This is a genomic window from Streptomyces sp. NPDC056296, from assembly GCF_042268605.1.
Classification (GTDB): Bacteria; Actinomycetota; Actinomycetes; order Streptomycetales; family Streptomycetaceae; genus Streptomyces.
This window is the reverse complement of record NZ_JBHJRX010000020.1, coordinates 1-21,889: the sequence shown is the minus strand read 5'-3', so window position 1 is coordinate 21,889 and position 21,889 is coordinate 1. Positions and strand designations below refer to the sequence as shown.

Sequence of the window (21,889 nt, the reverse complement as noted above, 5' to 3'; positions counted from 1 at the left end):
TGATGGACACCGGACTCGACGTCCGCGCCGCCCCGCACTCCCCCGGCCACCGATTCCACCGCGCCGCACCGTTGTTCAGCAGCCCGGACCCGGCACTGAACAATGCGGAACGGCACGAATCGCCGCGGAACAATGCGGAACCGGAGTGAAGAGGCCGTGAACTCCCCGTGCGTCACCCGCCGATGATCACCCGTTCGCTTGCCGCCCCGTCCAGCGGCTCCCTACCGTGGGCGCCCGGACGGAAACCGAGAGCGACAGGCGACGACGGCGTGGGCGGGGATACGTGAGCGGAAGCGGAGTGGGGCGCCGGGAGCGACGGCTCGACCCGGGAGCCGGACCGGTGCAGCGGTTCGCCGCGGAACTCCGCGCGCTGCGGGAGTCGGTGGGGCGACCGACGTACCGGACGATGGCGGAGAAGGTCCCGTTCTCGGTGACCGCCCTGTCGCAGGCGGCGGCCGGCCGGCAGCTGCCCACGCTCGCGGTGACCCTCGCCTACGTCGACGTCTGCGGCGGCGACCCGGAGGAATGGGAGCGGCGCTGGCGCGAGACGAGCGCGGAGGCCGCCGCCCTCGCCGCCGCGGACGAGGACACGCGACCGCCGTACCGGGGCCTGACCCGGTACGAACCGGACGACGCGGCCCTGTTCTTCGGGCGTGACCGGCTGGTCGGCCGGCTGACCGAACTGACCCGTCGGCACCGCTTCACCGCCGTCTTCGGACCCTCCGGCAGCGGCAAGTCCTCCCTGCTGCGGGCCGGCCTGATCCCGCGCCTGCGCGAGCCGGGAACCGACGCGGACGCCCCGGAGCCCCCCGCGGCCGTACGCATCCTCACCCCCGGCGCGCACCCGCTGCGCACCCACGCGGACCGGCTGGCCCCCGTGCCGGACACCGACGCGGACACCTGGCTGATCGTCGACCAGTTCGAGGAGCTGTACACCCTCTGCACGGACCCGGCGGAGCGGAACGCCTTCGTCGACCGGCTGCTCGCCGCCACCGCCCCCGACAGCGCACTGCGGGTGGTGATCGCCGTACGCGCCGACTTCCTGGGACGGTGCGCCGAACACCCGGAGCTCACCGCGGCGTTGCAGGACGCGACCCTGCTCGTCGGACCGATGTGCCGTCAGGAGCTGAGGGAGGCCGTCGTCCGGCCGGCCGCCGCGGCGGGACTGGTCGTCGAACGCGCCCTGACCGCACGGCTGCTCGACGAGGTCGAGGACGCGCCGGGCGGACTGCCGCTGATGTCGCACGCGTTGCTGGAGACCTGGCGGCACCGCACCGGCCGGACCCTGGCCGAGTCCGCCTACGAGGCCGCCGGCGGACTGCGCGGCGCCGTCGTCCGCACCGCCGAGGAGGTGTACGGCGAACTCACCGGGCCCCAGGCCGACCTGGCCCGGCGCATCCTGCTGCGGCTCGTCGCCCCGGGCGACGGCACCCCCGACACCCGGCGGCCCGCCGAGCACGCGGAACTCGACCTCGGCGACCCCGACGGCGCCCGTGCCGTGCTGGACCGGCTGGTCCGGGCCCGGCTGCTCACCTTCGACGACGGCACCGTGGAACTGGCCCACGAGGCACTCATCACCGCCTGGCCGCGGCTGCGTGGCTGGATCGACGCCGAACGCGACCGGCTGCGCGTCCACCGGGCGCTGTCCGAAGCCGCCGGTACCTGGCTGACCCTCGGCCGGGAGAACGCCGCGCTCTACGCGGGCTCGCGCCTGTCCGCAGCGCACGACGCCTTCCCGCAGGACGACCGGAGTACGGAACTCACGGCGCTGGAGGGGGAGTTCCTGGCCGCGTCGATCCGCCGGCGGCGCCGCGCGGTATGGCTCCGGCGCGGCCTGTCCGCGGCGCTCGCCCTGCTGGTCCTGGTCGCCTCGGGCACCGCCGTCGTCGCTCTGCGGGCGTGGGCCACCGCCCAGGACGAGCGGGACGACGCCGTCTTCAGCCGGATCACCGCGGAGGCCGACCGGCTGCGCGGCACCAACACCGCACTGACCGCCCGGCTCGACGTCGCCGCGTTCGGCATGCGCTCCACCGCCGACCTGCGGACCCGGCTCACCACGGACGCGGGCCGGGTGCTGTCCACCCGGCTGTCCGGACACGAGGACATCGGCAGCGCCGTCGCGTTCGCCCCCGACGGCCGGACCCTCGCCAGTGGCGGCCACGACGGCACCGTACGGCTGTGGGACACGGCGGGCGCGGACGAGCCGCTCGGCGAGCCGCTGCGCCTCGCCGGCGGACCGGTGGGCGCCGTGGCCTACTCACCCGACGGCGCCCTGCTGGTGGCGGCCGGGCACGGCGGCGCCGTCCGGCTCTGGGACGCGCACGACCGCGAGCGGCCCAGGCCCGTCGGCCGGCCCCTGGTGAGCCACGACGGGGAATCCGTCGTCGCCGTCGCCTTCGCCCCGGACGGCGGCACGCTCGCCACCTCCGGCGACGACGGCACCGTCCGCCTGTGGGACGTGGGCGACCCGGCCCGGCCCGAGCCGCTCGGCGCACCGGTCCGCGCCGACGCCCGCAGCGTCCGCGACGTCGCCTTCGCCCCCGACGGCCGCACCCTCGCCACGGCCGGCCACACCGGCACCGTGCGCCTGTGGCGACTGGACGGCGCCGACGGGGCGACCCCGCTCGGCGAGCCCCGGCGCGCACACGAGGAGGCCGTCTGGTCGGTGGCGTTCTCCCCGGACGGCGACACCCTGGCCACCGCCGGCTACGACGAGACGGTGCGCCTGTGGGACGTGTCCGGCTCGGACGGCCCGACCCCGCTGGGTGATCCGCTCACCACGCACTCCGCCGCCGTGTGGGCCGTGGCGTTCAGCCCGGACGGACACACGCTGGCCACGGCCGGGCAGGACGACACCGTGATCCTGTGGAACGTGGCCAACCCGAAGTACCCACAGCAGATCGGCGAACCGCTGACCGGGCACACGGAGGGCCTGTGGGACGTGGCGTTCGCCCCGGACGGCCGCACCCTCGCCACCACCGGCGCCGACCGCAGCGTCCGCGTCTGGCATCTGCCGGAGAACGTCCTCACCGACTTCACCAACCCGCTCACCTCCGTGGCCTACGACCCGAAGGGCCGCCTCCTCGCCGCCGCCAGCACGGACGACGCCCTGGTCCGGCTCTGGGACGTCGGCCGGCCGGGACACCCCCGCGCCCTGCCGAGGCACCTCACCGGCCACGAGGCCCCCGTCCTGACCGCGGCCTTCGCCCCCGACGGCCGCACGGTCGCCACCGGCGCGGAGGACGGAACCGTACGTCTGTGGGACGTCTCCGAACCGGCCCGGCCCGCCCCCGTCGGCACCCTCCCGGACGCGCACCCGGGCGGCGTCCTCAGCGTCGCCTTCGCCCCGGACGGCCGCACCCTCGCCACCGGCGGCGCGGACGGCAGGGCCCGGCTGTGGGACGTACGCGGCCCGGACGACGTACGCCCCCTCGGCGAGCCCCTGACCGGCCACACGGACTGGATCACCTCCGTGGCCTTCGCCCCGGACGGCCGCACCCTCGCCACCGGCAGCCAGGACAAGACGGCCCGCCTGTGGGACGTGGGCGACCGCGACCGGGCCCGCCCCCTGGGCGAACCCCTCACCGCCCACGGGGACTGGGTCAACTCGGTGGCGTTCTCCCCGGACGGCCGCACCCTCGCCACCGGCGGCCGGGACCGCACGGTACGGCTGTGGGACGCCACCGACCCCGGCCGGATCCGCCCCCTGGGCGAGGAACTGACCGGGCACCGCGGCGGTGTCACCTCCGTGGCCTTCGCTCCGGACGGCCGCACCCTCGCGAGCGGCGGGGAGGACCACGAGGTACGCCTGTGGAACGTCGCGGACCCCGCCCACGCCGAGCCCTTCGGCAACGAACTCACCGGCCACCTGGAGACGGTCACCTCGGTCGCGTTCAGCCCCGACGGCGACACCCTCGCCTCCGCGGGCAACGACCTCACGGCGCGGCTCTGGACGCTCGACACGGAACGGACGGTCCGTCACATCTGCGCCCGCACCGGTGGCGATCTCACCCCCGCCACCTGGCACGAACTCCTGCCGCAGCTCGCCTACCGGCGCACCTGCGGGTGAGAGGCGGCTACGGATTCACACCGCGTTGGTGACGGTCACCGTCACCTGCGCGCCGGGCGCCGTCTCCGCGAGGGCGCTGCTCACCGCGTCGCGTACGGCGCGGGCGACGGTCAGGGCGCGGTGACCGCGGCGGACGACGACCTGGACGTCCACCTCCCACGGCCCCGACCCGGAGCCCCGGGTCACCCGCACGCCCGCCGGTGTCCGGCCGGGCGGGAGCGGCGGTCCGGTGCGGGCGGAGCCGCGGAACAGGTCCACGAGTCCCGGCCGCAGGAAGGCGACACCGGGCACGTCGGCGGTGACCCGCGCGACGGTGCCGGCGAGGTCGTCCCGGCCGGTGGCGGCAGTGGTCACGGTCGTTCCCCTTCTTCTTCGGTGGTGCCCGTATCCGCTTCGGCCGGGTCCGTCACGTCGGTGATGTGCACGTCCACGTCCTCCACCGGCAGTCCCAGAGCCTCGTCCGCCGCCCCGCGCACCCTTCGGCGGATCTCCTCCGCGAGGTCGTGCAGGCCCGGCGCGAGCGGCACGACGACCTCCAGCCGCACCCGGACCGGGCCGCGCGTGGGCGTACCGCCGGCTTCGGCGGGCCGGATCCGGCAGGAGCCCGCCCGCACGCCGGGAACGGTCTCGGCGGCGGCCCGCAGCGCCTTGGCGGCCATCGCCTCGCGCACCCACAGGTCCTCCTCGCGCTCCCCGAGGGGCAGCGGCCGTCCGGGCCGCAGCTCCAGCCGTACGACGTCCATGACACGTTCGGTCAGCGCCCCGGCGTCCCAGTCGGGCTCCCGCCCGCTCCCGGCCTCGCGCACCGCCGCACCGAGCAGGTCGAGCTGCCGGACGGCCGCCGCGCAGTGCGGGCAGGCGCGCGGGTGCGTGTCGTCCGCGCCCTCCTCCCAGGCCTCCCACACCTCGGACAGCATCCGCCCGCAGGCCAGCCGCTCGTCGTCCGTCATGCCGTCCGTCGCGCCGCCGGGCCCGGCGCCGGGCCCGGGCAGCTCCGCCCCGGTGTTCATCGCCATTCGGTCATCGCCTCCGTCAGGCAGCGTCGTGCGCGGAACACCCGGCCGCGGGCAGCCTCGGGGCTGATCCCGACCGTCTCCGCGATCGTCTCGTACGACAGACCCTCCAGCTCTCTGAGCACCCAGCAGACCCGCTGCTCGGGGGAGAGCGCGGACAGCGACCGGCCCAGCGCCACCGCGGCGGCGTGCGACTCGGCGGCCCGGGCGGGCGAGGCCACGTGGTCCGGCGCGACGGGCTCGGGCACGCTGTCGAGGGCCGTCACGGGGTGCCGGGAACGCAGCATGTTCAGGCACCGGTTGACGACGATGCGGTGCATCCAGGTGGCGAAGGCCGACTGCCCGCGGAACTCCGGCAGCCTGCGCCAGGCGCTCACGAACGCGTCCTGCACGGCGTCCTCCGCCTCGGACGGGCTCCCCAGCATGCGCGCCGCGAGCCGCAGCAGCCCGGGCGCGTGCCGGCGCACGAGCGCCTCGAAGGCGTCCTCGTCGCCCTCGGCGGCCCGTACCGCGAGCAGTCCGTCGTCCCCCGGCACGTGCGCTCCCTTCCGTCGTTCCCACAGTCCCCGCAACGGGTTCCCCGGTTGGACACGCCGACCGCGCCCGGCGTTACGCGGACCCACCGAAAAGGTCGGTGCGGAAGAAATTCCCCTCGACCGCGTAACGCCGTACCGCCGGCCGTGTCCAACGTCCAGAAGCACCAAACGACCACGGCTGACGGAGGACACCATGACGACGACACCGCAGACGACCTCGACGGAGAAGAAGAACGGCATCACGCCCCAGGCGGGCGGCACCGGCCGGAGCGCGCAGGGCGGCGCGACGACCACCGTGAGCGGCGGCTCCACCGGCGCCACCGAACCGGCCGGCACGCGGGGCCGTACGTCCATCGCCGACGTCGTGGTCGTCAAGATCGCGGGCACGGCGGCGCGGGAGATCCCCGGCGTGTACGACATGGGCGGCGGCCTGTCCCGCACCATCGGCGCGGTCCGCGACCGGGTGCCCGGCGGCCGGCCGAACGTGGGCCGCGGAGTGAAGGTCGAGGTCGGCGAGCGGCAGACCGCGATCGACCTGGACCTGGTCGTCGAGTACGGCGTGCCCATCGCCGACCTCGCCCGGGACGTCCGGGAGAACGTGATCGACGCGGTCGAGCGCATCTCCGGCCTGGAGGTCGTCGAGGTCAACATCACCGTCAACGACGTCCACCTGCCCGACGACGAGGACCCGGAGCGCCCGGTGGAGACGCGCGTCGAGTAGGGACCGGTTTCGCAGAGGCGGAGGTGAGTGATGAGCAGAGCGGTGATCGGCATGCTGGTGGGCATGGCGCTGGCCTTCGCCGGCTGGTTCGGCGGCTTCGGCGCGTTCCTGCTGGTGGCCGCGCTGGGCGCGGTCGGCGGCATCCTGGGACGCCTGGTGGACAACGGCACGGACTGGCGCGAGTTCCTGGCCCCCGGCGACCGGAGAACACGGTGACCGGGGCGCCGACGGGCGGCGGCGGTGGGGTCGGCACGGCGTCGGTGTTCGGCGGTGGGGTCCGCAGGGCGTCGGGGGCCGACGGTGCCTTCGGGCCGGCGTCGGTCTCTGGCGGTGGGGTCGACGCGGCTTCGGCCCTCGGTGGGTCCAGCGGCGTGGGCCGGCGTGAGTTCCCGGCCCCCGGGGATCGGAGGACGCGGTGACTGGGGCGCCGCCGGGCGGCGGCGGTGGGGTCGGCGCGGCGTCGGTCTCCGGCGGTGCGGCCGGCTCCGTACCGGCCCCCGGTGGTGCGGCCGACCTGGCATCGGCCCCCGGCGGTGGAGTCGGCACGGCTTCGGCCCCCCGCGGTTCCCACCGCACGGCACCGTCTCCCGGCAACCCCGACCGCACGGCGCCGGCCGACCGCGGCAGGACCGTCGTCGCCGACCGTGCCGTGCGCCGGATCGCGGAACGCGCGGCCGGTGAGGCCGACCTCGCCGGGCGGCGCGCCCAGGTGGTGCACGGCACGGCGACGGTGCACGGACGCCGCGCCGACGTCTCCGTCGACGTGCGGCTGCCCTACCCGGCGGCGCTCGGGGAGGCGGGGGAACGGGTCCGTGGCCGGATGACGGACCGGGTCGCCGAGCTGAGCGGCCTCTCCGTGCGGGCGGCGACCGTCCGCGTCCAGGCGCTGACCGCGGACCGGGCGACCCCGCCGCCGCCCGCCGCCGATCGGGAACGGCCGGCCGGCCGGGCCCGGCGGCCCTGGTCGCCGCGCCGGGCCCCGGCCGTGCTGGTGTCCCTGGCCGCTGCCGTGCTGTGCGCCGTCCTCCTCTACGACGTCCTGTCCGTGCACCTCGCCGACCGGCCTCCGGCCGCCTGGCGCACGGGGGCGGTCGACTGGCTGGCGACGCACGGGCCCGGAGACGGCCCGGTCGTGGCGGGGGGCGCCGTCGCCGCCCTCCTGGGCGCCTGGCTGCTGTGGCTGGCGGCGACACCCGGCCTGCGCGGGGTGCTCCCGATGGTCCCGGCGCCCGCGCACCGCCGCCAGCGCGCGGTGCTGGAGCGGTCGGCGGTGGCGGAACTGTTGCGTGACGCCGCCACCGCCGTACCCGGCGTGACGGACGTCCGGGTGCGCTGCGGCAGACGGCGCGTACGGCTACGAGCCCGCCTCGGCTTCGGCGACCGGCCCACGGCCCACGCCGCCGTCCGTGCCGCGGCCGACTCCACCCTCACCGGCCTGGGCCTGTCCAGGCCCCTGAAGCCACGCGTCACCCTGCGCACGGAGCCCTACTGGCGCCCGCCCGGGACAGCCGTCGCGGACGGGCCGAGGACTGCGGACGGTCCGGGGGAGTCCGCCGACTCGACGCCGGGGGCCCAGGGGGCGCTGGAAACGCCGGAGGCGCCGAGCGCCGTGGGGCGACCGGACCGCGAGGGAGGCGCGCCCTGAGCACGCCGCGCAGGCCCCCGCGCACCGAGCCCTCCCGGCGTCCGCCGGCCGCGACCGGGCGGCCGGCGGCGTCCCGCGACTCGACCCGCGGGGACACGATCGACGTCCGGCGGCACGGCCGCGGGGGAGACGCGTCGTGCCCCGCCCCGCACCGAGCCCCACCGGCGCACCGCCGTACCGGTGGCGGCGGCGAACCGGGGCAGCCGTATGACCGGACGTCCGTGAAGGAGACCGACTCGTGAACCCGTTGCGCACCACCGTCAACCGCACGCTGCTCGCGCTGACCGGGGCTGCTCTGCTGGCCGGCGGTGGGTGGCTCGTCCTCACCGCCGGCCCGGTCGCCGAGCGGCTGCCCGGATGGTGGCCCGGCCCGGGTGCCGGCACGGTGCTGCTGGACCGCGCGGGCCTCGCCGACCTCCGTGGCCACGGTTGGTGGACGCCGGTGGTCGTCGCCGGCCCGGCCTCGGCGCTGCTGCTGTGCCTCGCCTGGTTCCTGGCCCAGTCGCGACCCGGCGGACGCCGCCGGCTGCCGCTGGCCGGCCCGCCCCTCACCCTGCGCTCCCGCGCGCTGGCCGACGCCGTCGCCCGGCGCGCCGAGGCCACCCCCGGCGTCGCCCGCGCCCACGTACGGCTGCCCGCGGGCCCGAAGCGGTCGCGGGCCCGCGTACGCCTGCTGCTGGAGCCCGACGCCGCACCCGGACCGGTCCTGGAACGGCTCACCCACGGCGCGCTCGACGAGGCCCGCCGCTCCCTGGCTCCCCACCCCCTTGACACCGACGTCCGCGTGGGCGTGCGGTCCGGCCGCGAGCGGCGTACGCGATGACGGCGTACCTGGAGGCACGGCTGACCCGGCTCAGGGACCGTTCGGTGCCCTGGACCGGGGCGCTGCGCCGGGTGCCGCGGGCGATGTGGGACGACAACGTCTCGGACTGGGCGGCGGCCCTCACCTACTACGCCGTCCTCGCCCTGGTACCCGCCCTGGTCGTCACCGCGTCCGTCATCGGCCTGGTGGCCCCCGACCTGACGGACCGTCTCATCGCGGACGTGACGTCCTGGGCGCCCGCGCAGTCCGGTGCCGAACTGCACCGCACCCTGCACGAGATGGCCGGGCAGCGCTCCGCCGCCCTGACCGTGGCCGTGGCGGGTGGCGTCGGCGCGCTCTGGTCGGCCTCCAGTTACCTGGCCGTCTTCCGGCGCGCCCTGCACGACATGCACGGCGTCCCCGACCGGCGACCCCTGTGGCACCGGCTGCACCGAATCGTCCTGACCGCGCTGAGCCTGCTCGGTCTCCTCGTCGCCAGCGCCCTGGTGCTGCTGCTCACCGGACCGCTGGCCCAGGCGCTCGGCCGGTGGATCGGCATCGGCGCGACGGCGACCACCGCATGGTCCGTGCTGCGCTGGCCGCTCCTGCTGTGCCTGGTCGCGCTGCTGGTCCTCGTCCTGTTCCGCACCGGCCCCGCAGCGGCCCGCCGCAGCCGTCAGGCCCTGCCCGGCGGCGCCCTGGCGGCACTGCTGTGGCTGGCCTCCTCGGCGGCCTTCTCCCTCTACGCCTCCGGCATCGGCACCTACGGCAGGCTGTACGGCTCCCTGGCCGGCGTCGTCGTCTTCCTGGTGTGGCTGTGGGTGTCGCACCTGGCCCTGCTGGCGGGCGCCCGCTTCGCGGTGGAGCTGAGCCGGGCTGGGGACTGAAGCCGGGGATCGGCCGAGGGCTGAAGCCGGGGACCGGCCGAGGACTGAAGCCGGGGATCGGCCGAGGGCTGAAGCCCGGGACCGGACGAGCGGTGCCCCGCGCACCCGGGCCTCTCGCGGACAGAAGCTGTCCGCAAGCCCCGCTACCGTGCACACCATGACGACCAAGGCACGAACGACGACGGCCCCCGTCCTCGGCACCCGCGCCCTCAACCGGGCCACCCTGGCCCGGCAGTTGCTGCTGCGCCGCGCGTCGATGCCCGCCGAGGCCGCCGTCGCGCACCTCGTCGGACTCCAGGCGCAGAAAGTGAAGCCCCCGTACTACGCGCTCGCCGCCCGCCTCGACGGCTTCACGCCCGACGACCTGTCCGAACCGATGGCCGGCCGCCGCGTCGCCCGCCTCGTCACCATGCGCTCGACCATCCACACCCACACCGCCGAGGACTGCCTCACCCTGCGTCCGCTGGTGCAGGCCGCCCGGGACCGGGAGCTGCGGAACTTCCGCGACGGCCTCGTGGGCGTCGACCTGGACCGGCTCACCGTCCTCGCCCGCGAACTCGTCGAGGCCGAGCCGCGCACCCTGGGCCAGTTGCGCGAGGCCCTCCTCGCCGAGTGGCCGGACGCCGACCCGCAGGCGCTGTCCGTCGCCGCCCGCTGCCGGCTCCCGCTCGTGCAGGTGACGCCGCGTGGACTGTGGGGGAGGAGCGGCCAGGTCACGCTCACCACCGCCGAGCACTGGCTCGGACGCCCCGCCCGGCCCGCGCCGGCACCCGACGACACCGTGCTGCGCTACCTCGCCGCCTTCGGTCCCGCCTCCGTGAAGGACATGCAGACCTGGGCGGGCCTGACCCGTCTCCGGGACGCCTTCGAACGGCTCCGCCCCCGGCTCGTCACCTTCCGGAGCGTAGACGGCACCGAGCTGTTCGACCTCCCGGACGCGCCCCGCCCCGACCCGGACACGCCGGCCCCGCCGCGCTTCCTCCCGGAGTTCGACAACCTGCTCCTCTCCCACACCGACCGCACCCGCGTCGTCCCGCCCGCGTACAAGGGCCGCACCTGGAAGAAGAACCAGGCCTACCGCGTCCTCCTCGTCGACGGCTTCGTGGCCGGACTGTGGAAGCTCGACGACGACGCCCTCGTCATCGAGCCCTTCGAACGCCTCACCAAGGCGCGGAAGGACGAGGTCGCGGCCGAGGGGGAGCGGATGCTGGCGACGATGCACCCGGGGGCCGCGTACGACGTCCGTTTCGGGACGGTACGCGGGTGACATGGGGACGGGCATGGAGAGGGGGCGTTGCGGGCCGCTCGTGGAGGCTCGCAACGCCCCCCGGTCTTTCACCTGAGAGGTACTCAGGAGATCAGGAGAGCCGCCGGTTCGGGGCTACGAGGTGACCTGCGCGGTCACCAGGTCCGAGAACGTGGTCAGCCGGGAGTAGACACCCGGGTAACCGGCCCGCGCGCAGCCCTCGCCCCAGGAGGTGACCCCCGCGAGGACGCCCCCGACGAGCAGGGGCCCGCCGCTGTCGCCCTGGCAGGTGTCCACACCGCCGGAGGTGTATCCGGCGCACACCATGTCGCTCGCGACGAAGTCGGAGCCGTAGGAGCCGCGGCAGCTCGTGTCCGAGACGACCGGTACGGTCGCGGTCCGCAGCTGGTGGGAGGAGCTGCCGTTCTCCCGGGTGGTGCCCCAGCCGAGGACGCGGGCGGTGGTGCCGGCCGCGTAGACGGAGGTGTCCGAGGAGGAGACGTACTTCGCCGGGGTGTACGGCATCGACCTCGACAGGGTCAGCACGGCCACGTCGTCGCCGCTGGTGGCGCGGGTGTAGCCCGGGTGGATCCAGATCCTGCTGACCTGCGCGACCGTACCGTTGGTGCCGTTGAGGTAGGTGCGTCCGCCGACCACGCGCACGCTGCGGGTGGACTCGCCGACCATGCAGTGGGCGGCGGTGACGACCTTGGTGGGACTGACCAGGGTGCCGCCGCAGAACTGGTTCTGCGAGGCGTCAGTGATCTGCATGACGAACGGATACGCGCTCGTCGTGGTGGTCGTACCGCCGACGATCGGCTGCGGTGCGGCGACGGCGGAGGGGGCGGCGAGCAGCGCGGTGGCGGCGGCGCCGGCGGTGGCCAGGGCGGCGGCGGCCGATCTGGCGCGGGTGAGCCCGAACATGAGTCTCCTCAAGGGGTTGCCGGTGGGGGGTCGCACGGGCGTGGGGGGTAGCACGGGGGTCTCGGGACAGACCCCCGTATGCCCGGGCGAGCGGCACGTGCTCACGCTAGAACCGGCGGTACGGACCGCCCAATGAGGGAAGCCCCTAGGGGAGTCGGGCAGGGAAAACCCTCGGTTCACCGTCGGTAAACCCTGCCCGTCCCAGGGCTGGTGAGCCGTGCTCTCTCAGTCGGGTCGCCGGCCCGCCGCCAGTCTGACGATGTCGACCCGGGATCGGATCCCGAGCTTGCGGTAGACCCGGGTCAGGGTCGCCTCGACGGTCTTGACGCTGACGAACAGCCGGGCGGCGATCTCCCGGTTGGTGGCGCCCTCCATGACGAGCGCGGCCACCTGACGCTCCATCGAGGCGAGCCCTGCGAGGCCGTCCGGCACGGCGGGCGGCGCGGGGGGCGGCCCCGCCGCCTGCGCCGCGACCGCCGCCTCCACCTGCCGCAGCCAGGGCAGCGCCCGGCAGCGCCGGAACAGCCGGGCCGCCTCGTCGTACGACGCCGGTCCGGGCGCCCGCCCCGGCCGTCCGGCGTGCAGCGCCGCCAGCGCGAAGGCCGCCCGCGCCTCCTCCAGGCCGTAGCCCAGCCCGGCGAGCCGCTCCCGCGCCGACGCCAACCGGGTGACGGCGGCCCGGTGTTCGCCCCGCGCCGCCCGTACCTGCGCCTCGGCCCGGTCCAGCACGGCGAGCACACTCTCCCGCCCGAGCCGGAGCGCGTGCGCGCGCGTGACCTCGATGACGTCCTGGGCCTCGGCCGGCTCCCCGGTACGCACCAGCGCCTCCGCGAGGTCGCCCTGCCACCGGCCGCGCGCCGGGTCGGTGATGCCCGCGCCGGCCTCCAGTTCCCGCACCCGGCGCAGCGCCCGCACGGCCGCCCCGGCGTCGCCCGCCACCAGGCTCGCGTGCCCGAGCGCGGCCAGCGCCCGCGACAGGTACACGGCGTCGCCGTCCTCCTCGGCCCGCCGCACCGCCTCCCGCCCCAGCGCCAGCGCCCGTTCCACGTCACCGCCGGCGGCCTCGGCGAGCGCCGCCTGCATCGCGCCCGCGCCCTCGCCGATGCCCGCGTCCCGCGCCAGCGTCAGACTCTCCCGGGAGAGTTCCAGGGCCCGGCCGCAGTGCCCGGAGTGCAGTTCGGTCTCGGCGAGGAAGCGCAGGTAGTGGACCTCGCTCTCGGCCATGCCGCGCCGGCGCACCTCGCGCAGCAGCGCGGTGACGGTGGTCCGCGCCTCGGCCAGCCGGTCGCTCATCACCAGCCACCGGAACCGCGACGAGCCGGCCCCGTTGTGATGGCACGCCACCCGGGGGTCCTGCGGCTCCTCCAGCGCCCGCTGGATGGTCGCCGGGGCGGCCGGGTGCCCCATCAGCGTCTCGGCCTGCGCCTGGAACGCGAGCGCGAGCAGCTCGGTGCGCCGGTCCCCGGCCCGCGCCGCCAGCCCGGCCGCGTGCGCGGCCTCCTCCCGGCCCTGCGCGAAGTCGCCCTGCACCACCAGTGAGCGCCAGGCCAGCTGGTAGTGGACCAGGGCGAGCAGCCGCGGGTCGTCGCCCGCGTCGGCCAGGGCCTGCGGGAAGACGGCGTCGACCTCGCCGATGGCCTGCCCGGCCGCCTCGATCACCACCATCCAGGCGCGTACCCGCTCGCCGGGCACGCCGGTCCGGGTCAGCACCTCGCGGGCGATGTCCCGGGCGAGGTCCGGCTCGCCGGCGGTGATCGCGTCCTCGGCGGCCGTCAGCCGGCGCTCGTCCGGTCCCGGTGCGCTGTCCGCCGGGGTGTGCCGGGCCGCGAGCAGCCCCAGCGACGCGGCCACCGACGGCGCCCCGCGGTCCCGGGACAGCGCGGCGGCCTCCGCCAGCCGGGCCGCCACCTCCGGGTCGGTACCGGTGGTGGCCAGGGCCAGGTGCCGGGCGCGCTCGATCGGGTCGGAGGCCGCCGTGGACAGCGCGGCGTGCGCCGCCCGCCGTTCCGGCGCCGGTGCCTCGGCGTACAGCGCGGCCGAGATCAGCGGATGCGCGAACCGTACGGTCGGACCCTCCGGGTCGGTCGCCAGCAGCCCGAGCGTCGCCGCCTGGGCGGTCTCGGCCTCCGCGTTCTCCCGGCCGGCCGCGTGCAGCAGCGCCGGGGTGGGGCGGGCGCCGGCGCTCGCGACCAGGAGGGTGCGGCGCGCCTCGTCCGACAGCATCTCCAGCCGGGACAGGACCAGGGCGCGCAGCGAGGTCGGCACCGGCAGCGGCTCGCCCGGCCGCGGCGGGGTGGGGCTCTCGGCCAGCGCCCGGCCCAGCTCCAGCGCGAACAGCGGATTGCCGCCGCTGGTGCGGTGGATGTCGCGGACCGTGGAGCGGGGCAGGCCCGCGTAGCCGCGCTCGTCGAGCAGCGTCGACACCTGGGCGCGGGTCAGCGGGCCGAGGCGGACCGCGCGGGTGTCCGGCGGGGACGCGCGCAGATGGCGGTCGTACGCCGCGCCCTCGGTCTCCGGTCCCTCCGTGCGCACCGCGCACAGCAGCCGTACCGGGGTGTCGCCCAGGCGGCGGGCGGCGAAGCCGAGGAGTTCGGCGCTGGCCGGGTCGAGCCATTGCAGGTCGTCGGCGACGACGAGGACGGGCCCGTCGGCGGCGAGCGCGCGCAGCGCGGAGAGCACGGCCAGGCGCAGCGCGAGACCGTCGCGCTGGAGCGTGGACTCGCCGCGACCGGTGAGCGCCGACTCCAGCGCGGTGCGCTGGGCGGCGGGCAGCCCGTCCGACACGTCGTCCAGGACCAGCCCGAGGAGGTCGGCGAGGGCCAGGAAGGGGAGATGGGATTCGGACTCGGTGGCCGAGCACCGCAACACGGTGTGTGCCGTGCGGGCATATTCCGCGGCCAGGGTCCGCAGGACGGTCGACTTTCCAATTCCGGCGGGCCCGTGCAGCAGCACACTCCCCCCTCGGGCGAGCTGCTCACGCGCCGCGCCGAACGACTCCTCCCGCCCGATGACCAGGTCGGAACGGCACCCGCCAGACTCCGCGAAGTCCCCTCGCACGGTGACCGCTCCCCTCGTATGTCGTGTCCCGGCCAATATTAGGCAACGGTCCATTGAATTACGGGGGGACGAGCGGGTGAGGCGAATAACAAACGGCGGCACCGAAAACAAAGGCCCCGGAAAACACCGCGATTCCCCGCCCACGACAGCGGCACCGCTCCGTGCACGGGCTACGGCAGCCACCCCGCCCTGCGCGCCGCGACGACCGCCTCTCCGCGCGTCCGGGCGCCGAGCTTGCGCATGGCCGAGCGCAGGTAGCCCTTGACGGTCTCCGGCCGCAGGCCGAGCCGCTCCGCGGCCACCGCGTTCGTCGCGCCCGCGGCCACGCAGGCCAGCACGTCCATCTCGCGCGGAGCCGGCCGGGGCCCCGCGGCGGCGGGACCGCTCCCCACCGCCAGCAGCCCGCACGCGCGCAGCAGTTCGTCCCGCAGCGACGGGTCCGCGATCCTGGGCGCCAGCGCCCGCAGCGCCGCGTGCGCCTCCCGCACCCGTTCCCAGGCCCCGGCGCCCGCGGGGTCGCAGGCCGGCTCCGGCCGGGCCGCCGCCAGCAGTTCGCCCGCCTCGTCCCGCAGCACCAGCGCCTGCTCCACGTCCCGCGCCGCCGCCACGGCCGCGCTCAACGTACGGTCGCCCAGCGGCTGGGCCGTGCGCAGGGCGCCGTACAGCACGCCGCGCACCCGGCGCCGTACGACCACCGGCACCGCGAGCACCGAGCGCAGGCCCTCGGCGGCGACGGGGAGGTCGTACTCGTGGCTGATCTGCCGGGAGACGGAGTAGTCCGTCACGGCGCACGGCCGGGTGAGCTCCACGGCCCTGCCGCCCAGGCCGTTGCCCGAGGTCACCGCGAGGGCGCTGAGCGCGGTCGTGGCGGTGCCGCTGAGCTCGCTGATGCGCACCCGTCGCCGCCCGGCCTCCACCAGCCCGCCGAAGGCGACCGGCAGCCCGGTCGTGCGCCGCATCCTCACCAGCGCGTTCCGGATCTCCACCACGTCGGCCGCGTCCACCGCCACTCGTTCCGCCCTCCCTCGCGCCCGTTCGGGGACCCACGCCCCCGTCCCGGGACGCACACCCCCGTTCGGGGGTAGTGAGACCTGCATCACGGATTAGACGATGGCACAGAGCCGCCCGGCAAGGTCCGGCACAGAGGAGGACAGATGACGACGGCCACGGAGCTGTTCCGCAGCGCACGGGACTTCCTGCTGGAACACCGCGAGGACTACACCGCCGCCCACGAGGGCTTCACCTGGCCCCGCCCCGAGTACTTCAACTGGGCGCTGGACTGGTTCGACGTCATCGCCGACGGCAACGAGCGCACCGCCCTGCACATCGTCGAGGAGGACGGTTCCGAGGTCCGGGTCTCCTTCGCCGAGATGTCCGCCCGCTCCGACCGGGTCGCGAACCGGCTGCGCGAGTGGGGCGTCGGCCCCGAGGACCGCATCCTCGTCATGCTCGGCAACCAGGCCGAACTGTGGGAGACGGCGCTCGCGGCGATGAAGCTCCGCGCGGTCGTCATCCCGGCCACCCCGCTGCTCGGCCCCGCCGACCTGCGGGACCGCGTCGACCGCGGCCGGGTGAGCCATGTCGTCGTCCGCGCCGAGGACACCGGCAAGTTCGCCGACGTACCCGGCGACTACACGCGCGTCGCGGTGGGCGGAACGACGGAGCCCGGCTGGCGGCGTTACGAGGACGTGTACACGGCCTCCGACGCCTTCACCCCCGACGGCCCCACCGCCGCCGACGACCCGCTGATGCTGTACTTCACCTCGGGCACGACCGCTCGCCCCAAGCTGGTCGAGCACACCCACGTGTCGTACCCCGTCGGGCACCTCGCGACCATGTACTGGATCGGGCTCAGGCCCGGCGACGTGCACCTGAACATCTCCTCGCCCGGCTGGGCCAAGCACGCCTGGTCGAACCTGTTCGCGCCGTGGAACGCCGAGGCGACCGTCTTCCTGTACAACTACACCCGGTTCGACGCGGCCCGGCTGATGGCCGAGATGGACCGGGCCCAGGTGTCCACCTTCTGCGCGCCGCCGACCGTGTGGCGCATGCTCATCCAGGCCGATCTCACCCAGCTCGCCACCCCGCCGCGCGAGGTCGTCGCCGCCGGTGAGCCGCTGAACCCCGAGGTGATCGAACAGGTCCGCCGTTCCTGGGGCAGGACCATCCGGGACGGCTTCGGCCAGACCGAGACCGCCGTCCAGGTCTCCAACAGCCCCGGCCAGGTGCTGAAGACCGGCTCCATGGGCCGCCCCAGCCCCGGCTACCGCGTCGAACTCCTCGACCCGGTCACCGGCGCGCCCGGCGCCGACGAGGGCGAGATCGCCCTGGACCTGTCCGACCGTCCCGTCGGCCTGATGACCGGCTACCACGGCGACCCCGACCGCACCGCCGAGGCGATGGCCGGCGGCTACTACCGCACCGGCGACATCGGCGCCCGCGACGCCGACGGCTACCTCACCTACGTCGGCCGCGCCGACGACGTCTTCAAGGCCTCCGACTACAAGATCTCCCCGTTCGAGCTGGAGAGCGCGCTGCTGGAGCACCCGGCGGTCGCCGAGGCCGCGGTCGTGCCCGCCCCGGACGAGCTGCGCCTCGCCGTGCCGAAGGCGTACATCGTCCTGGCGGCCGGCTGGGAGCCGGGCCCGGACATCGCGAAGGTGCTGTTCGAGCACTCCCGCGAGACCCTCGCCCCCTACAAGCGCGTCCGCCGCCTGGAGTTCGGCGAGCTGCCCAAGACCGTCTCCGGCAAGATCCGCCGCATCGAACTGCGCGAGGCCACGGCGGCGGGCTCGGACGCCGAATACCGCGAGGAGGACTTCCGGTGAACTCGTACACCCACGGGGTCGGCGACACCCCGCTGCTCGGCGACACCATCGGCGCCAACCTGGACCGCGCGGTCGTGGCCTGGCCGGATCGCGAGGCGCTGGTCGACGTGGAGACCGGGCGGCGCTGGACGTACGCCCGGTTCGCCGCCGACGTCGACCAGTTGGCGTACGCGCTGCTCGCGAGCGGGGTCGCCCGGGGCGACCGGGTGGGCATCTGGGCGGTCAACTGCCCCGAATGGGTGCTCGTCCAGTACGCGACCGCCCGGATCGGCGCGGTCATGGTGAACATCAACCCGGCCTACCGCACCCATGAGGTCGAGTACGTCCTCAACCAGGCCGGTGTCTCGCTCCTTATCGCCTCCCTCAGCCACCGGACGAGCGACTACCGGGCGATGGTCGAGCAAGTGCGCGGCAGGTGCCCGCGGTTGCGGGAGACGGTGTTCATCGGCGACCCGAGCTGGGAGGCGCTGACCGCGCGCGGGACGCCGGTGCCGTTCGAGGAGCTGTCCTGCGACGACCCCATCAACATCCAGTACACCTCCGGGACGACGGGCTTCCCGAAAGGGGCGACGCTCTCCCACCACAACATCCTCAACAACGGTTACTTCGTCGGTGAGTCGGTCGCGTACGACGAACAGGACCGGATCTGCGTCCCGGTCCCGTTCTACCACTGCTTCGGCATGGTGATGGGCAATCTCGCCGCCACGTCCCACGGCGCATGCATGGTGATCCCGGCCCGCGCGTTCGACCCGAAGGCCACGCTGGAGGCCGTCCAGCGGGAGCGCTGCACCTCTCTGTACGGCGTCCCCACCATGTTCATCGCGGAGCTGAACCTCCCCGACTTCGCCTCCTACGACCTCACCTCCCTGCGCACCGGCATCATGGCGGGCTCGCCCTGCCCGGTGGAGGTCATGAAACGGGTGGTCGCCGAGATGCACATGGAGCAGGTCTCCATCTGCTACGGCATGACCGAGACCTCCCCGGTCTCCCTCCAGACCCGGATGGACGACGACCTCGAACACCGCACCGGCACCGTCGGCCGGGTCCTGCCGCACATCGAGGTCAAGGTCGTCGACCCGGTCACCGGCGTGACCGTGCCGCGCGGCGACGCCGGCGAGCTGCGCACCCGCGGCTACAGCGTGATGCTCGGCTACTGGGAGGAGCCCGAGAAGACCGCCGAGGCGATCGACCAGGGCCGCTGGATGCACACCGGCGACCTCGCGGTGATGCGCGACGACGGCTACGTCGAGATCGTCGGCCGCATCAAGGACATGATCATCCGGGGCGGCGAGAACATCTACCCGCGCGAGGTCGAGGAGTTCCTCTACGCCCACCCGAAGATCGCGGACGTCCAGGTCGTCGGCGTACCGCACGAGCGCTACGGCGAGGAGGTCCTCGCCTGCGTCATCCCGCGCGACGCGGCCGACCCGCTCACGCTGGAGGAGCTGCGCGCCTACTGCGAGGACCAGCTGGCCCACTACAAGGTGCCCAGCCGCCTGCAGATCCTCGACGCCTTCCCGATGACCGTCTCCGGGAAGGTGCGCAAGATCGAGCTGCGGGAGCGGTACGGCACAGCAGGGCCACCTCGCGCCGGCGCAGCGGGGCCTACAGCGTGACGGCGATGGCCAGAATGACGGCCATGAGCGTGAGGATGAAAAGGGCGATCTGCCGGCGCGTCGGCTCTTCCACGGGCTGTCCGGAACGAGCCAGTCGGATCTGGCGTCCGATGTAGCCCGCGAAGACGACTCTCGTCAGGGCCAGTCCGAGCATGGCCACTGTGTACAGCGCCAGCGGGGTGTTTCCCTCGTAGTTCCGTACCGCCGAGTCCAGGGCGATGCCGACCGCGCTGCCCAAGGGGAGCACGATCACCTTCCACTTGTTCTTCTTCTCCAGGATCAGCGACTGGAACGCCACCGCCGCCGCGGTGCCCGCCACGAAGGCGGCGATCCACCAGTCGACACGGGAGAATTGGGAGGTCAGCACGGCAGGTCTCCGTTTGGTGCGGGCTTACGGCGTGACGGCGACGGCGCCACTAGAGCGGTCGCCGGGGCCGGGATGCGGATCGAGCCCTGCTCGCCGGTTGCGGATGGCGGCGGGGTGATGCGCACCCACCCTATGGGTGCGTGGGCATCACCCCAAGTGCGTGCTTCCTACCAGGTGAGAAGGCCGATCACCGTGGTTGCCGTGTCACCGACGGCGCTCGAGATCCGGGACCCGACCTCTTCGGCGATGCTCTTGCCGCCGATCTTGAAGTTGCGGAAGATCGCGCTCTTGCCCTGGAAGATGCCGCCGATGACGAAGACGCCGAGCGCTGTGTGGAACTCGGGGGACCTCCAGCCGCCGTCGTATCCGAGGGACAGGAGGGCGCTCACACCCTGAATGCCCCAGGAGACGAGCCCGACCCCGACGGCGACTCCTCCGACGATGGGCGCGAACGGCCCGGTGAACGGGGCGACGAGAGAGAGTCCGAGCGAGATCCCGCCGAGCACCGTGCTCCAGTGTCCGGTGGCCGCCGCCCAGTCCCTGACGTCGCTCGCGTCCTCCGGCCACAAGCCCAAGTAGTCGGTGTCACCGGTGTTGTCGTGCTCGGGCTTGTCGGAGGGATTGGTGCCCTCCGCCTCGGCCTTCTTGGCCGCTTCGGCCACCTTGCGGGCGGCTGCGGCGGCCTCGGCGCGCCGCTTCTCGACGACAATGGCGCGGGCCTCGCTGGCGGCGGCAGCGGCGGCCTGCGCGTCCTTGCCCGCCTGGATGGCCGAGGCCCGGGCCGCGGAGGCCGAGGACTGGGCCGAGGCGGCGGACGCGACAGCCTGTTTGGCGGAGGCCGCCGCCTGCCTCATCGAGTAGTTCGCGGAGCGGGCGGCGCCGCGCGCGGTGGCCGCCGCCGACGTGGCGGACTTGGCGGACTGGGCGGCGGCCGCGGCCGAACGGTCGGCGGCGTCCGCGTTGTCCTTGGCCTCCTTGGCGGAGTTCGCCGCGTCCTTGGCGTACCCTTGCGCCTTGGCCGCCCACTCCGACGCCTCCGAGGCGGCCTCGCGGGCCTCGGCTGCGGCCTTGGACGCCAGCGCGGCGTTCTCCAGGGCCTTGGCCGCGACTTTGGCGGCATGCGCGATGGCGGCGCGTATCGCGGCCACATGGGTGGCGTGGTCCTCGTCGAGGCGGGCGACCTTGAACTTGTCGTGGACGACGAAGGCGCGGCGCATGCGGGCGGAGCCCTCCAGCACGATCTGCGCCGCCTGTTTCATGTAGGGGCCGCCCGAGTTGAGCAGGCGGAATATCTCTACGTTGTCGTCCTCCTTCGTGGCGTCCGCCAGTTCCACGGTGAGGAAGCGGTGCAGGGCGCGGGCGCTGCCGTCGTTCAGTGCCGCCTCTGCCCCTGCCTTGACGGCCGCGCCCGGGTCGTTGTTGAGGAGTGCGAAGACCGCCACGCGGTTGTCCTCGGCCGCCGCCTCGATGGCGCCGCTGTGGAGGAAGTCGGGGATCGCGTTCGGGGCTGTGCTCGCCAGTGCCAGGGCGGCGGCCTCGGCGACGGCGGGCGTTGCGAGCTCAGCGACGGTGAGGACGTTCTCCCGGTCGTCCTGTCCCTGGGCGAGGAGCCGGTCCGCGCCGAGCCAGTTGAGGATGTCGTCGTCGGAGCCGGAGAGTGCGTACTCGGCAGCCTCCCGGGTCCAGCTGCCGGTCGAGTCGAGGAGCTCGACGGCGGCTTTGCGGCCGTTGGTGACCGCGGTGGCGGTGTCTCCCGAGCCGAGCGCCGCCTCGGCGGCGGCGACGAGGTCCTTGATCTCGGTGGCGGTCGCGTCCGCACGGGTGCGCTGCTGGTCGGCGCGCTTGGTGTCCTCGATCTCGGCCTGGGCCCGCAACCGCGCCTCGGCGACGCCGAGTTCCGTGTCTTCGGCGATGCGCGCGGTCTCGGCCTCGCGGGCCGCCTGCTCCACCTCCTGGGCTTCCTTGACGGCGTCGGCGGCGGTGTTCGCCGCCGTCACCGCCGCGTTGGCGTACTCGGTGGAGCGCTTGGCGTACTCGATCGCCTTGCCCGCGTTGTCGGCCGCTTCCTCGGCGGCAGCGGCGGCCTTCAGGGCGTGCTCGGCGGCGCTGTTCGCTGCATCGCGGGCGACCCGGGCAGCCGGGGCGGCCCGGCCTGCGAGCGTCTGGGCGATGCCGGCC

General features: G+C 74.9%; 17 protein-coding genes. 9 read left to right on the top strand and 8 right to left on the bottom strand.

What is annotated here, in order from left to right; translation table 11 throughout:
• The first annotated feature begins 283 nt into the window (after positions 1-283).
• Positions 284-4,069 carry a WD40 repeat domain-containing protein gene (locus ACFCZF_RS16670; protein ID WP_376672274.1) on the top strand — a complete coding sequence of 1,262 codons (3,786 nt, stop codon included), beginning with the start codon at positions 284-286 and terminating at the stop codon, positions 4,067-4,069.
• Between the two features lie 15 nt (positions 4,070-4,084).
• Here the strand turns inward: ACFCZF_RS16670 and ACFCZF_RS16665 are convergent, their stop codons facing one another.
• From ACFCZF_RS16665 to ACFCZF_RS16655, 3 genes are read right to left on the bottom strand one after another with little or no spacing between them, the layout of a single operon-like run.
• The gene (locus tag ACFCZF_RS16665) at positions 4,085-4,423 is read right to left on the bottom strand and encodes an Asp23/Gls24 family envelope stress response protein (protein WP_376672273.1); all 339 of its coding nucleotides are present in this window, start codon (positions 4,421-4,423) and stop codon (positions 4,085-4,087) included.
• Positions 4,420-5,085 carry an Asp23/Gls24 family envelope stress response protein gene (locus ACFCZF_RS16660; protein ID WP_376672272.1) on the bottom strand — a complete coding sequence of 222 codons (666 nt, stop codon included), beginning with the start codon at positions 5,083-5,085 and terminating at the stop codon, positions 4,420-4,422. The genes ACFCZF_RS16665 and ACFCZF_RS16660 overlap by 4 nt, the downstream gene beginning before the upstream one ends.
• Entirely contained in the window at positions 5,076-5,618 is a 543-nt protein-coding gene (locus ACFCZF_RS16655; protein ID WP_376672271.1) for an RNA polymerase sigma factor, read from the bottom strand. The genes ACFCZF_RS16660 and ACFCZF_RS16655 overlap by 10 nt, the downstream gene beginning before the upstream one ends.
• Before the next feature lie 193 nt (positions 5,619-5,811).
• On the opposite strand from ACFCZF_RS16655, the gene ACFCZF_RS16650 reads away from it, so the two are divergent.
• From ACFCZF_RS16650 to ACFCZF_RS16625, 6 genes are all read left to right on the top strand, one after another.
• Positions 5,812-6,339, top strand: a complete 528-nt coding sequence (locus ACFCZF_RS16650) for an Asp23/Gls24 family envelope stress response protein (protein WP_376672270.1) — start codon at positions 5,812-5,814, stop codon at positions 6,337-6,339.
• Positions 6,340-6,369: 30 nt separating this feature from the next.
• Positions 6,370-6,555 carry a hypothetical protein gene (locus ACFCZF_RS16645; protein ID WP_375911639.1) on the top strand — a complete coding sequence of 62 codons (186 nt, stop codon included), beginning with the start codon at positions 6,370-6,372 and terminating at the stop codon, positions 6,553-6,555.
• 199 nt (positions 6,556-6,754) lie between these two features.
• Positions 6,755-7,984, top strand: coding sequence for a DUF6286 domain-containing Asp23/Gls24 family envelope stress response protein (locus ACFCZF_RS16640; RefSeq protein WP_376672269.1), 1,230 nt, complete (start codon positions 6,755-6,757; stop codon positions 7,982-7,984).
• 238 nt (positions 7,985-8,222) lie between these two features.
• On the top strand, positions 8,223-8,807 hold the full coding sequence (locus tag ACFCZF_RS16635) for a hypothetical protein (RefSeq protein ID WP_376672268.1): 585 nt from the start codon (positions 8,223-8,225) through the stop codon (positions 8,805-8,807).
• The gene (locus tag ACFCZF_RS16630) at positions 8,804-9,673 is read left to right on the top strand and encodes a YihY/virulence factor BrkB family protein (RefSeq protein WP_375911634.1); all 870 of its coding nucleotides are present in this window, start codon (positions 8,804-8,806) and stop codon (positions 9,671-9,673) included. The genes ACFCZF_RS16635 and ACFCZF_RS16630 overlap by 4 nt, the downstream gene beginning before the upstream one ends.
• A 157-nt stretch (positions 9,674-9,830) precedes the next feature.
• Complete coding sequence (locus ACFCZF_RS16625) at positions 9,831-10,940, top strand: winged helix DNA-binding domain-containing protein (protein WP_376672267.1); 1,110 nt, start codon at positions 9,831-9,833, stop codon at positions 10,938-10,940.
• A 114-nt stretch (positions 10,941-11,054) separates the two neighbouring features.
• On the opposite strand, the gene ACFCZF_RS16620 is transcribed toward ACFCZF_RS16625, so the two are convergent.
• The 3 genes from ACFCZF_RS16620 to ACFCZF_RS16610 form a co-directional block, all read right to left on the bottom strand.
• On the bottom strand, positions 11,055-11,843 hold the full coding sequence (locus ACFCZF_RS16620; RefSeq protein WP_376672266.1) for a trypsin-like serine protease: 789 nt from the start codon (positions 11,841-11,843) through the stop codon (positions 11,055-11,057).
• Positions 11,844-12,068: 225 nt separating this feature from the next.
• Positions 12,069-14,954, bottom strand: coding sequence for an AAA family ATPase (locus ACFCZF_RS16615; RefSeq protein ID WP_376672265.1), 2,886 nt, complete (start codon positions 14,952-14,954; stop codon positions 12,069-12,071).
• A 116-nt stretch (positions 14,955-15,070) separates the two neighbouring features.
• Positions 15,071-15,910: a response regulator transcription factor gene (locus ACFCZF_RS16610; protein ID WP_376672264.1), complete on the bottom strand. Its 840-nt coding sequence runs from the start codon at positions 15,908-15,910 to the stop codon at positions 15,071-15,073.
• A gap of 144 nt (positions 15,911-16,054) precedes the next feature.
• Between ACFCZF_RS16610 and ACFCZF_RS16605 the strand changes: the two genes are divergently transcribed.
• Positions 16,055-17,728 (top strand): AMP-binding protein, encoded by a 1,674-nt coding sequence (locus tag ACFCZF_RS16605; protein WP_376672263.1) that lies wholly within the window; start codon positions 16,055-16,057, stop codon positions 17,726-17,728.
• The gene (locus ACFCZF_RS16600) at positions 17,704-19,344 is read left to right on the top strand and encodes an AMP-binding protein (protein ID WP_376672350.1); all 1,641 of its coding nucleotides are present in this window, start codon (positions 17,704-17,706) and stop codon (positions 19,342-19,344) included. The genes ACFCZF_RS16605 and ACFCZF_RS16600 overlap by 25 nt, the downstream gene beginning before the upstream one ends.
• Here ACFCZF_RS16600 and ACFCZF_RS16595 read toward each other — a convergent pair.
• Complete coding sequence (locus ACFCZF_RS16595; RefSeq protein WP_376672262.1) at positions 19,334-19,711, bottom strand: hypothetical protein; 378 nt, start codon at positions 19,709-19,711, stop codon at positions 19,334-19,336. The two genes, ACFCZF_RS16600 and ACFCZF_RS16595, sit on opposite strands and share 11 nt — an antisense overlap.
• Positions 19,712-19,878: 167 nt before the next feature.
• Positions 19,879-21,889, bottom strand: a 2,011-nt coding sequence (locus ACFCZF_RS16590; RefSeq protein ID WP_376672261.1) for an ALF repeat-containing protein, incomplete at its 5' end; no start/stop codon positions are given.

Bases quoted from the DNA above. Each gene is read 5' to 3' on its own strand.
- ACFCZF_RS16615 (WP_376672265.1), bottom strand. From the start codon at position 14,954: ATGGACCGTTGCCTAATATTGGCCGGGACACGACATACGAGGGGAGCG.
- ACFCZF_RS16650 (WP_376672270.1), top strand. From the start codon at position 5,812: ATGACGACGACACCGCAGACGACCTCGACGGAGAAGAAGAACGGCATC.
- ACFCZF_RS16605 (WP_376672263.1), top strand. From the start codon at position 16,055: ATGACGACGGCCACGGAGCTGTTCCGCAGCGCACGGGACTTCCTGCTG.
- ACFCZF_RS16630 (WP_375911634.1), top strand. From the start codon at position 8,804: ATGACGGCGTACCTGGAGGCACGGCTGACCCGGCTCAGGGACCGTTCG.
- ACFCZF_RS16625 (WP_376672267.1), top strand. From the start codon at position 9,831: ATGACGACCAAGGCACGAACGACGACGGCCCCCGTCCTCGGCACCCGC.
- ACFCZF_RS16620 (WP_376672266.1), bottom strand. From the start codon at position 11,843: ATGTTCGGGCTCACCCGCGCCAGATCGGCCGCCGCCGCCCTGGCCACC.
- ACFCZF_RS16660 (WP_376672272.1), bottom strand. From the start codon at position 5,085: ATGGCGATGAACACCGGGGCGGAGCTGCCCGGGCCCGGCGCCGGGCCC.
- ACFCZF_RS16645 (WP_375911639.1), top strand. From the start codon at position 6,370: ATGAGCAGAGCGGTGATCGGCATGCTGGTGGGCATGGCGCTGGCCTTC.